Here is an 11,993-nt window from a genome sequence, read left to right on the forward strand (position 1 = left end):
ATGAACGTCCAGGTCGGTGAGGGTTCTGTCGCTACCGGGACTGGGACGAGGGGACATCCCGCAAACGGTAAACAACCAGACCCCCTGCTCGACCAAGCCGGGAGCCCGACCGTTAACATTACCAGCATCAAGCGCGTCCGTGCCAGTAGCTGAACGAAAAAACGGGGTGAATACGCTCACCTTCGGCCGGTTCGGGCGCCGGCTCCAGAACAAGTGAGCCGGCGGTGGCCCTCTCAGAGGCGCACCTTGACGATAGTGAGCAGTCGCACGACTCAACGAAAATCTTCAGCGGTGGGAGTTGGCGGCAGTCCTTACCTGTTCGAGTCGACGGTGCGCATGCCGTTGATGACGCGTTCGAAGATCTGACGTTTCAGTGTTGCGCCTTCTCGACGCACTTCATCATGAGCTACCCATAAAATCCGATCGAGTCGAACCTCGGATGGGCGCCCTCGTGAATCCCACTTGCCGGTACCGACGTCCATCCAGTGACGGCCCTGCGAGGCTTCCCAGCGGGCATCTCGATCGTGGTCCTTCGAGGTCAGCTGCGCAACATACACGCCGTGGGTGCCTGACTTTGTCGAGCGGCCGATGACCACGACCGGGCGATCTTTTCCGCGGGAGGCATCCTCCTCATAGGGAACCCACGTCCACACCACTTCACCCGGATCCGCATCCCCATCCGGATCAGGATCGTAGGAGGTATGCGCAAGACCCTCGGACAAGTCAACCTCGCGAATGGAATGCGCGCCGAGGGGGCGCGGCTGGGAACCGTCAGAAGGCATGGAGTTGCGCTGCGATTTTCGTGTCTGCGTGGGCGCCTGTGAGCCGGAGGTGCGCATCTGAGACACCACAGTGAACAGCGCTTTGCGGGCAATGTTGCGTGCGAGTCGGGACCACGATGGCATGAGGAAATCCTAATGAGAAGCTAGAACGATGATGGAAACAAGGCAGGTGACTGCACAGATCGCACCACCCGCCGTCATGGCGAAGAAGGCAATCACGCTGGTGCGCAAATCGCGTTCGAGCCAGGGCGCATTTTCCACCCCGCCCAGGTATTCCGTTGCGGCACGTTGAGCTGCCTCGACACGAGGAAGAGTGGTCTTGCGCCGCAGGTCATATTCCTTACGTGCGTTGAGCCAGCGCACTTCTTCGCGGTCAAGAATTGTCGAGGGAGAAAGTGCCGACTCCTGAGGCGATGAGGGGGAAGCATTGTGGATGGTGATTGAGTTGCCTCCACTCGAATGGCGATGTGCCCGGGAGTCTTCCCGAATGGCCTTGACCCACAGGCGTCGTTCGTACCAGAAGACACCGGTGACAAGCAATGTGACCACCGCAATAATCAGGGGGAGCCATGAGCCGAAACCGTCGCGCTGGCGCACCACGAAAATGCCGAGCAATGCGCAGATGGCTGCTGTCGTTGCGGCTGTGATCAGAACGAGCAGGCCGATAAAACCTGTCACGCGTGCAATCCACCGGGAAACCCGCTGAGTGGTGGCCGGGATGGGTGTATGTGTGCGCGGCGGCAGCGGGGTTGCTTCAGACGTCATGGAACCTTCCTTCAGTACGCTTCGTCATCATTGTCACCCAAAAGTGGCCGGTGTGCGTGGCATCACGGACAGAATGCGAGGCTAATTCATATACCACCTGCACAATTGTGGGCATCTGCAGTACTGTTAGTGTCTGAAAATACTTTCAGGTCGGTACGTGACACGTTAGGAATTCTCAGTGGACAACGATCACACGTATGGTGCCAGCCGGTGGCCGGAACAGGATGTTCCTTCATCGTCTGATTCCCGCCAGGACTACGGCAACTCAGCATCAACTGGATCCGCATTGGAACAGTCCGGATATAACTCGTCGCAATATTACGGGTCGTACGGCAGTTCCCCTTATGGATCGGCCAACGGCGCTCCCAACGGTGCTGCCAATGGCGCTCCCGATGGGTCCTCATACCAGGGCCAGTCCTATGGCGGCTATTCCAACCAGGGTGTGTACGAGGCGCACGGCGCAACCCCGTACCCAAACCAGGGCGGGTATGGCAACCAGGGAGGCTACCAGTCTCAGGGCGCCTACCAGAATCCCGCCGGATATCAGGCGAATCCAACCTATTCGGCACCGAAGTCGCGAATCGTCGCAGGAATCCTGGGCTTGTTCTTCGGCACGCTCGGTGTCCATAACTTCTATGCCGGTAGGACGACGCTGGGCATTATTCAGCTCTTGGTGACGCTCGTGTCGTTCCCGCTGTGCTTCATCATCATCGGGTTCTTCACGCTCACCGGTGTCGCGATCTGGGCGTTTATCGAATCGATCATGTACTTCATCGGATCGGGATCTTACGCCTATGATGGGCACGGGGTGCCGATGCAGGCTTGAGGACTTCTCTGGAAGGCTCCTTTTATCCACAGGGATAGAAGGAGCCTTCGTTTATCCACAGATGTACTCGGCCATACATGTGTGTGCCATGAACTCATGTCAGTATGAGTGAACCGAAAGGAACTGACATGAAATGAGGTAATGGTGTGGGACAATCTACGACAGGCTCGCAGCATCGAAGCAGTGCCGGGGGGATGCCAGCCCCTGTCAATATGAAAAGCCGCGCCGGTGATATCACCACTGAAGGGCGCGCCTTGGAACGTATGCGGCAGCTAGCAGACGGAGGCAACCTTGAAGAAGCGATTCACGTCGCCAAACAGGTGATCACGTGCAATAACGTCGATACTGCGACGCAAGTCATCATCATGAAACAGGTCGTCGATTGGCATGGGCACCTCGGGCAGGCCGATTACGCGCGCAGATCAGCTTCCAAAGCGGTCACCCTGGCGCGCCGCGATCTGGGAGCGTGCCACCCACTGTCCCTGCTTGTCCGTCACTCGGAGCTGTACTGGATGTGCATGAGCGGATACGACGAGGCTGCACAGCCGCAGTTCGAACCGCTCATCAAGGATATCTGCCGTACCCTGGGGCACACCGATTCACTGGCATGGGCCGCGCGCACAAACTCCGCAATGCCGTATAAAAAACGCCGAGATTACGCGGGAGCTGCCCTGATATACCGACAACTTGCTGATGACATGGGTGCCGAATTGGATCCTGATGACCCGATGCTCCTGACGATTCGTGACAATCTTGCCGAAGTGCTCGCCCTCGACGAACAGTGGGATGCAGCGATTGCACTCTACGAAGAGCTCGTGAAAGACGTGATACCGGTGTGGGGGCAAGGCAGCGAATTGACGCTGAGTATTCGCGATTCCCTTGCAGCATGCCTGTTTGCCTCAGGAGACGTGGAAAAGGCGCGACAATTATGGTCTGTCCTGGCACAAGATTGCCGGCGGTTCCTGGGTGAGCGCGCTGACATGACAGCCCGGCAGCGGATCTTACAGGTCGCCCTCGCCCTCGATGAGGACGATTATTCGGCCGCGCAGCACTGGTGCGCCGAACTGCTGGAGAATCTGCCCGCCGGATTCACTGAAGAGGATGTGCAGATCTACATGCACATTCAGGGCTCCTGCCAGGAAGCTGTCGACACGCAGGAGGGCATTCGGCAACGGTAGGCGAGCGGAAGCGGCGCGACGTGCGGCGGTGGTCCCTGACCCGGGATGTGCGCAACTGGTCAAGGCGACAGTTGGCGCGTGACCCGTCTTCAATGGGACGATAGGGGGTATACATCGTGATGTTCGGAGGTTGTTCCTTGTCTGCTAGTTTGACTGATGCAGTACGCCAGTCGATTCTTCCGGCGCATACCCCGCAGAATCGGATTCGAAACTTCTGCATTATCGCCCACATCGACCACGGCAAATCCACCCTGGCTGACAGGATGCTGCAACTGACTGGCGTCGTCGAGCAGCGCGATATGCGCGACCAGTACCTGGACCGCATGGACATCGAACGCGAACGCGGCATCACCATCAAGTCTCAGGCTGTGCGCATGCCGTGGGTTGTTGACGGCACCGGCTACGCGCTTAACATGATCGACACCCCTGGCCACGTCGATTTTTCGTACGAGGTTTCCCGATCCCTCGCTGCCTGCGAAGGCGCAGTTCTGCTGGTCGACGCAGCTCAGGGTATTGAAGCGCAGACCCTGGCGAACCTGTACCTCGCAATGGAAAACGACCTGACGATCATCCCTGTACTCAACAAGATCGACCTGCCCAGCGCCCAACCCGATAAGTACGCCGACGAAATTGCCCAGCTCATTGGTGTGGACGCCAGTGAAGTTCTGCGCGTTTCCGGCAAGACAGGCGAAGGCGTCGAAGAACTGCTCAACGCGATCGTGAACCTGGTGGCACCGCCAAGTGGCGACCCGGATGCTCCCACACGAGCCATGATTTTTGACTCCGTGTACGACGTGTACCGCGGTGTCGTGACGTATGTGCGCGTCGTGGATGGCTCATTGTCCTCGCGTACAAAAGTGAAAATGATGGCCACAGGCTCCACCCACGAACTGCTCGAAATTGGTGTCATCTCACCAGACCCCACGCCTACCGACGGAATTGGAGCTGGCGAAGTCGGATACCTGATCACAGGCGTGAAGGATGTGCGCCAATCTAAAGTTGGCGACACAGTAACCGAATCGGTACGCGGAGCCGACCAGCCGCTATCGGGTTACCAGGATCCTCGTCCGATGGTGTTCTCCGGCATCTACCCGGTGGACGGAACAGACTTTCCTAACCTGCGTGAAGCACTCGAACGCCTCCAGCTCAACGATGCAGCACTGACATTCGAACCGGAAAGCTCAGCGGCGCTGGGCTTCGGTTTCCGCTGTGGCTTCCTCGGGCTGCTGCACCTGGAAATTGTGCGTGAACGCCTCGAACGCGAATTCGACCTGTCGTTGATCGCGACCGCACCCAACGTGGTCTACGAAGCGGTCGCAGAAGATGGTACCCGCATTCGTGTCGACAACCCCTCGACTTTCCCGGACGGTAAAGTGGCAGAAGTGCGTGAGCCGATCGTGGACGCCACCGTGCTCACCCCGTCAGACTTCATCGGCGCGGTCATGGAGCTGTGTCAGGAGCGGCGCGGAACCCTCGAAGGGATGGAGTACCTGTCGCCTGAGCGCGTCGAAATTCGCTATAAGCTTCCACTGGCTGAAATCGTGTTCGACTTCTTCGACCAGCTCAAGTCCCGCACCCGAGGGTACGCCTCGCTGGACTACCACGATGCCGGGCAGCAAAGCGCTGACCTCGTCAAAGTCGATGTGTTACTCAACGGTGAAAAGGTCGATGCGTTCAGCGCCATCGTCCACCGAGATGCGGCCTACGCCTATGGGCTGAAGATGACGAAGCGCCTCAAGGAACTCATTCCACGCCAGCAATTTGAAATCCCCGTGCAGGCTGCTATCGGTGCGCGCATCATCGCGCGTGAAACGATCCGAGCCCTGCGCAAGGACATGCTGGCCAAGTGCTACGGCGGTGACATCACCCGTAAGCGCAAGCTGCTGGAGAAGCAAAAAGCCGGTAAGAAGCGCATGAAGTCCATCGGGCGTGTCGACGTGCCGCAGGAGGCATTCATTGCGGCTTTGACGTCAGATGTGCCCACAGGAAAGAAGCAGTGACCGGCCGATGAACCGTGTACATCGAGCCCGCAAGTCAGTGCTGGATTCATCCGACCGCCACGACGAGGAAAACGGTGTGTACCGTGCCCGCACGAAGTCCTTCACGCGTCGCTCGCGTCGCCTGACCGAATCGCTGCAGCGCACAATGGACAAGCATGGTGACCGTTTCGTTGTGCCCGTTAAGCGCTCACAGGGATACACCACTGTCGCATCCGACTTCCACCTGGCGCCCACTGAACTGTTCGGGCGCGAGGCGCCACTGGTTGTCGAGATCGGACCGGGCGTCGGCGAGCAGATCGTCTCGGCGGCAGATCGCTGGCCCGACCACAACTTTTTGGCATTTGAAGTCTGGCAACCGGGTATTGCCAAACTCGTTTCACGAGCAGTCAGCGCCGGAGTTGAGAACATTCGCGTCGTCGAAGCTGACGCCGCCCAGGCGATCCCGATCACCCTAGACAGTGCGATTGCCGACGAGGTGTGGACATTCTTCCCAGACCCGTGGCGCAAGGCGCGTCACCGCAAGCGCCGCATCGTCAACGACCAGTTCGCCCTGGAGATCGCCAGAATCCTCAAAGACGGGGGAGTGTGGCGCCTGGCAACGGATTGGGACGATTACGCATGGCAAATGCGTGATGTCGTCGAGGCGTGCGACGTCCTCGTCAATCCGTATGAAGGCGAACGGGCGGACCCCAATGACCCCGAGGGGGAGCGCGGGGGATTCGCACCGCGGTGGGAAGGGCGCGTGCTCACCCACTTCGAATCCCGCGGCATCCACGACGAACGCCATGCACACGACATCGAAGCGATCCGGGAGCCTCGACTGCCACGCACACAGCCCGCGAGCGAAAACCCCCAGCAGTGAGCCCGCAGCTGCCCGACGGAATGCGCTGGCCACAATCTGGCGCTATCAGCTCTGAAAACGCGCAGCCCGAGCTTCACCGACCCCTCAGCATTTACGTCCACGTACCTTTTTGCCGCGTGAGGTGCGGGTACTGTGACTTCAACACCTACACTGTTGGGTTCGGTCCGGGGGCCGACCGCGATACGTACGCGGACAGTGTCAGCAGCGAAATCTCTTTGGCGGCACGCGTGCTGGACGAGGCGGGGCTGGGACAGACACCTGCACGCACCGTCTTCTTCGGCGGCGGCACGCCCACCATGCTGGACACCAGTGCCCACGCGCGTATGCTGCACGATCTCGCAGACCGAATCGGAATTGCCCAAGGTGCAGAGGTTACCTGCGAGGCAAACCCGGAAACCGTTGACGAGCAGTCTGTCAAGAGGCTTGCAGATGCCGGGGTGACACGACTGTCGGTGGGCATGCAAAGCGCAGTTCCGCGAATCTTGCACACCCTGGATCGTCAGCACCGCCCCGAACGTGTCGGCCAGGTGATCGAGTGGGCGCGCGCAGCAGGACTGGACGTATCCGTTGACATCATCTACGGCACGCCGGGTGAATCACTCGATGACTGGGCCACAACAGTGCAGGCAGCGTGCGACCTGCAGCCCGACCACATCAGTGCCTACGCACTGGTCATTGAGGACGGCACCAAGATGGCGGCGCAGGTTGCTCACGGGCAGCTGCCCATGCCTGATCCGGATGACGAAGCCGACAAGTATGAACTGCTCGACCAGATGATACGCAGCGCCGGATACCGCTGGTACGAGATCTCGAACTTTGCTCGCGAAGAGGCAGATGAAGCAGGGCTTCCAGCCACCGAACTGCGGCACGCGTCCCGTCATAACCTGGCCTACTGGCGCGACTGGAACTGGTGGGGCTTTGGCCCCGGTGCCCATTCGCATATCGGGCGCGCCCGCTGGTGGAACGTCAAACACCCGCGTGCCTGGGCTGGTCGCCTTCGATCCGCGCAGTCACCGGCCGCCGCCGGTGAAATCCTCGATGACCAGACGCGTTACCTGGAGCGCGTCCTGTTGAGAGTGCGCACGTCAGATGGCATCGCGCTAGGCGAGGTTGCCGCTCACGCGGGCAGGGAGAACGCCTCGCAAACCTGTCACCGTCTGCGTGACGAAGGCCTGCTGGACTCAGAGGCGCTGGAGCGTGGCCACATCGCACTGACCCTGCGTGGCAGGCTTCTGGCTGATTACGTGACGCGCGAGCTCACTGACTAGGCGCATCTTTTTCGCCCGTACAATAGCCGGGTGATGGATGACCCGTATGGCACAAATATCTTCGAGTTTGACCCGCATCGCGATGGGCCCGACGCGCATCGCCCGCGCTCGCGAGAGGTCCACGTTGAGCCTGGCATGGTCCTCGAAGATGTCACCACCGGATTCGTGGGCGCGGTCATCCGGACTGAAAAATCCGCAGGGATCTACGTGATCGAGTTGGAAGATCGACGAGGGAGACGCCGCAGCTTTCCCTTGGGCGGTGGATTCTGGCTCGATGGCCGACCGATTATTGCCCTGCCGCCATTGCCTCGCGCGCAGGCGACGCCTCAGAACGCAGGATCGGTGTCCGCCAGTGGGCGGGCGGTGACCAATTCTGGGTCGCGACGCGCCCGCCCGGAAGAATCGGCGCGCACGCATCCGCGTGTGGCTCGCCAGTCACGAATCTGGGTCGAAGGGCGCCACGATGCTGACCTGGTCCAATACGTGTGGGGTGATGACCTGGCAGATGTAGGGGTTGTGGTCGAACTGCTCGAAGGGGTCGATAACCTGGAAGCCGTTCTGGAAGAGTTTTCGCCCACGCCTCACGCACGTGCAGGAATACTGGTCGATCACATGGTGTCCGGTTCGAAGGAATCCCGTATTGCTCACAGCGTGCAGCAGCGGTGGGGGGACAGCGTCCTCATTGTTGGGCACCCGTTCGTTGATATCTGGCAGGCGGTCAAGCCGGCGCGTGTTGGACTCGACACGTGGCCGGCGATCCCGCGATCCGTTGACATCAAAGTGGGAACCCTTCAGGCGCTGGGCTGGCCTCATGCCTCGCAGGCTGATATTGCGCAGGGGTGGCGACGAATCTTGCGCACTGTGCGCGACTATCGTGACCTCGAGCCGGCACTGCTTGGCAGGGTTGAAGAGCTCATTGATTTTGTGACCGCGCAGGGAACGCTCTAGCCGACAATGCGCCGTGGGAACGCATGTACGCCCTGAGCAATACACGCGGATTTTCCACCGCAGCCGGTGAGAGGAAATCACCTGAACGGAGTAGAATTGGCACTCAGACAGGGTGAGTGCCAAATGTGGCGTTTGTGTCGCAGACATGGACGTGCCACAGCACCACCACAGAACGGATCGTGGAAAGGACACAACATGGCCACTGATCGCAGGCTCGACGTCTTGCGTGCGATCGTGTCGCAGTACGTCCACACCCGCGAACCCGTCGGCTCGAAAATGATCGCCGCAACGCAGGATTTAGGCGTCTCACCGGCAACCATTCGCAACGACATGGCTGTGCTGGAAGAAAATGATCTGATCTACCAGCCTCACACCTCTGCCGGGCGAGTTCCCACTGAAAAGGGCTACCGCCTCTTCGTCGACACGCTCTCTGAGATCAAACCGATGAGCGCACCCGAGAAGCGGGCGATTGAGACTTTCCTCGGCCAGTGCGTTGACCTCGAAGACGTCGTGAACAGGACTGTTCGACTGCTTGCGCAAGTCACCAGGCAGGTCGCGGTCGTCCAGTACCCTTCGCTGTCCACGTCCACACTGCTCCGAGTCGAACTGGTTGACCTCGCACCGCATCGAGTCTTGCTGATCGTCATTACGAACGAGGGACGCGTGGAAGAACGCATGCTGGAATTCCCCCAGCAGGTTCCCCCACATGTCATCTCATTTCTGCGCGAAAAGCTCAACGACGAATGCGAGAACCACACTGCCGACAAGGTGCGTACCATCGTTGATGAGATCAGGAATCAGGCTCCAAGCGGGCATCAGAACTTCGTCGACGCCGTGTGCAGTGCACTGACGGAACTACTGCATCCCACAGCAGCTGAATCGCGCGTCGTCATCGCGGGGATGTCCCACCTGACGCGTTCACATGTGGATTTCACCGATATCGGCGCGCTGTTGGACGCCCTCGAAGAACATGTGGTGCTGTTGCGATTGCTGTCAGAATTGGACGAGGAACATTCCAGCGGTGACGTGCATGTGTCGATCGGGACGGAAAACCCTGACGGAGCGTTCGCGGAAACATCCGTCATATCAGGAACGTACGGGACGTCCAGTGGAGCGGTCGCGCACCTCGGTGTCATCGGTCCGACGCGCATGGACTACGGGCGCACGATGTCAACCGTCAGGGCAGTTGCGTCCTACTTGTCGAAATACCTAGCGTCATGAGTGCACACATCTGCCACACTGACATGTCCGGCGCGAGCTGCTTGTCGGAACAACGCTTGTCGAAACAACGAGGGAATTGAATCGAGTGAACGACTACTACGAGATCTTGGGCGTCTCGAGGGATGCCTCACCGGAAGAGATCAAGAAGGCCTATCGCAGGAAGGCTCGACAACTGCATCCTGACTACGCCGGGCCTGATTCCGAAGAAGCCTTCAAGGAACTTTCAGTTGCCTACGAAACACTGTCAAACCCTGACAAGCGCCAAATGTATGACCTCGGTGGACCTGAAGCTGTGCACGGGGGCGGAGCAGGCGGCTACGGGTTTGGCGGTGGCGGTATGCCATTCGACTTCTCCGACATCTTCGACACTATGTTCGGCGGGGGAGGATTCGCCTCATCAGGCGGGCCGGCCTCGCGTGCCACACATGGCTCAGACCAGCTGTTGACCATTGACGTTACCCTGGAAGAAGCTACCTTCGGTGTCACCAAGAACATCGAAGTGGATACCTATGTGCTGTGTGCGCGATGTGAAGGTTCGTGCTGCGAGCCGGGCACTCAGCCGCGCGCCTGCTCAGGGTGCCACGGGTCGGGCAGCGTGACCCGGATGCAGCGTTCACTGCTGGGCGTCATCCGCACGCAAAGCCCGTGCCCGGACTGTGGCGGACACGGTTCCATAATCGACCAGCCCTGCTCGGAATGTTCCGGTGACGGCAGGGTGCGCACGCGCCGCTCGATGAAGGTGGATATTCCTGTGGGTGTGACAACGGGAACCCGTATCCGCATGAGTGGCCGTGGCGATGTCGGCATGGGAGGTGGTCCCGCAGGAGACCTCTACCTTGAGGTGCGTGAAAAGAAGCACCCGATTTTCACGCGCCGAGGCGATGACCTTCACACGTGGGTCACCATTCCGATGACCACGGCGGCGCTGGGCACCGTGTTCGAGCTGGACACGCTCGATGGCGCGAAGGAAGTCACCATTAAACCCGGTACGCAGCCGCAGGAAACAGTGACACTGTCGGGTCTGGGAGTGGGGCGCTTGTCGCGTTCGGGCCGGGACGCCGGCCGAGGTGACCTGCAGGTCCATATTGATGTGGAGATTCCACGCAAATTGGATCAGCGCTCACGCGAAATCCTGGAAGAACTGGCTGCCAATCGTGGAGAGGACCGCGTGGAGCCGCGACGGGCCGATCAGTCAGTCTTTGACCGTATCCGCGAAAAGTTCACGAATCAGGAGCACCCATGACCGCTCCTGTCTTCTTCGCTGACGACCTCAATTCCGGCTTATCCACCATTGCCGAGGGGGATCACGTCCACCTGGGCGGAGCCGAAGGTAAACATGCTGCCACGGTGCGCCGCATGCAGGTTGGAGATGAGCTTGATCTTGTGAATGGGGAAGGGTGCCGAGCACAGTGCCGCGTGCGAGCCGTTGACGGTCAGGAACTGGATCTGGTGGTGGAGCACGTCATGTGTGAACCTGCCTCTGATCCGCACCTGATCCTCGTGCAGGCCCTGGCGAAAGGTGGACGCGATGAGCAGGCCATCGAAACGTCGACGGAGATCGGTATCGACAGCGTGATCCCTTGGCAGGCGCACCGCTCCATCGTCAGGTGGACCGGGTCGAAAGCAGAGCGTGCACGCAGCAAATGGATCAACATTGTGCGCGCAGCAGCTAAGCAGTCACGACGCGCGTGGATTCCGCAGGTTCTGGAATCGATGGATTCGCGCGCTCTTGCCCGGTGGACTCAGGATCGCTGCTCGCATGGTGATGTCGTCTTCATGTGTCACGAACAGGCCACTGTGTCGATCCTGGAGGCTATGAGCCAACTGGGGCTGACGGTCGCTGGGTCTGCATTTCCTCGGAAGGATGGAACCGCCAAGGCGGTTGGTGTGTCACCGCGCAGCATTGCCATCATTGTCGGGCCTGAAGGTGGCATCGATGATGACGAATATGCGACCCTGACTGAGGTAGGCGCCATCCCGGTTCTTCTGGGGCCGACCGTCCTGCGCTCTTCAACTGCCGGCCCCGTTGCCACCACGCTGATACGCGCGCTGACGACATGGCGTCACGAGGCGTCTACTGACAGGCAGGATGCCCATGTTGCAGGCTCCCCCATACGATAAAGTAGAGACACGATGGATGCAG

At 59.8% G+C, this 11,993-nt stretch carries 11 protein-coding genes; 9 read left to right on the plus strand and 2 right to left on the minus strand.

Annotation, left to right across the window (positions count from 1 at the left end; all coding sequences use genetic code 11):
- Positions 1 to 311: 311 nt before the first annotated feature.
- Positions 312 to 905 carry a type II toxin-antitoxin system PemK/MazF family toxin gene (locus tag QP093_RS02615; protein ID WP_285014502.1) on the minus strand — a complete coding sequence of 198 codons (594 nt, stop codon included), beginning with the start codon at positions 903 to 905 and terminating at the stop codon, positions 312 to 314.
- 9 nt (positions 906 to 914) lie between these two features.
- Positions 915 to 1,547, minus strand: a complete 633-nt coding sequence (locus QP093_RS02620; protein WP_285014503.1) for a hypothetical protein — start codon at positions 1,545 to 1,547, stop codon at positions 915 to 917.
- 178 nt (positions 1,548 to 1,725) lie between these two features.
- Here QP093_RS02620 and QP093_RS02625 point away from each other — a divergent pair, with 178 nt between their 5' ends.
- The 9 genes from QP093_RS02625 to QP093_RS02665 all read left to right on the plus strand — a co-directional run bounded on the left by QP093_RS02625 (position 1,726) and on the right by QP093_RS02665 (position 11,971).
- Positions 1,726 to 2,373 carry a TM2 domain-containing protein gene (locus QP093_RS02625; protein WP_285014504.1) on the plus strand — a complete coding sequence of 216 codons (648 nt, stop codon included), beginning with the start codon at positions 1,726 to 1,728 and terminating at the stop codon, positions 2,371 to 2,373.
- A 212-nt stretch (positions 2,374 to 2,585) separates the two neighbouring features.
- Positions 2,586 to 3,551, plus strand: a complete 966-nt coding sequence (locus QP093_RS02630; RefSeq protein ID WP_285014505.1) for a tetratricopeptide repeat-containing protein — start codon at positions 2,586 to 2,588, stop codon at positions 3,549 to 3,551.
- Positions 3,552 to 3,700: 149 nt separating this feature from the next.
- Entirely contained in the window at positions 3,701 to 5,551 is a 1,851-nt protein-coding gene (lepA, locus tag QP093_RS02635; RefSeq protein WP_371935798.1) for a translation elongation factor 4, read from the plus strand.
- Between the two features lie 7 nt (positions 5,552 to 5,558).
- Complete coding sequence (gene trmB / locus QP093_RS02640; RefSeq protein ID WP_092648425.1) at positions 5,559 to 6,413, plus strand: tRNA (guanosine(46)-N7)-methyltransferase TrmB; 855 nt, start codon at positions 5,559 to 5,561, stop codon at positions 6,411 to 6,413.
- Complete coding sequence (gene hemW, locus QP093_RS02645) at positions 6,410 to 7,681, plus strand: radical SAM family heme chaperone HemW (RefSeq protein ID WP_285014509.1); 1,272 nt, start codon at positions 6,410 to 6,412, stop codon at positions 7,679 to 7,681. The genes trmB and hemW overlap by 4 nt, the downstream gene beginning before the upstream one ends.
- 33 nt (positions 7,682 to 7,714) lie before the next feature.
- Positions 7,715 to 8,629 (plus strand): DUF3097 family protein, encoded by a 915-nt coding sequence (locus tag QP093_RS02650; protein ID WP_285014715.1) that lies wholly within the window; start codon positions 7,715 to 7,717, stop codon positions 8,627 to 8,629.
- 195 nt (positions 8,630 to 8,824) lie between these two features.
- Complete coding sequence (gene hrcA, locus QP093_RS02655) at positions 8,825 to 9,850, plus strand: heat-inducible transcriptional repressor HrcA (RefSeq protein ID WP_058236382.1); 1,026 nt, start codon at positions 8,825 to 8,827, stop codon at positions 9,848 to 9,850.
- Positions 9,851 to 9,935: 85 nt separating this feature from the next.
- Positions 9,936 to 11,093 (plus strand): molecular chaperone DnaJ, encoded by a 1,158-nt coding sequence (gene dnaJ / locus QP093_RS02660; RefSeq protein ID WP_285014510.1) that lies wholly within the window; start codon positions 9,936 to 9,938, stop codon positions 11,091 to 11,093.
- A complete protein-coding gene (locus QP093_RS02665) occupies positions 11,090 to 11,971 on the plus strand; it encodes a 16S rRNA (uracil(1498)-N(3))-methyltransferase (protein WP_285014511.1) in 882 nt (293 codons plus the stop codon). Before dnaJ ends, QP093_RS02665 begins: the two co-directional genes overlap by 4 nt.
- The last annotated feature ends 22 nt before the right edge of the window (positions 11,972 to 11,993 follow it).

The sequence above is a fragment of the Pauljensenia sp. UMB10120 genome (assembly GCF_030212035.1).
In the GTDB taxonomy this organism is placed as follows: Bacteria; Actinomycetota; Actinomycetes; order Actinomycetales; family Actinomycetaceae; genus Pauljensenia; species Pauljensenia radingae_A.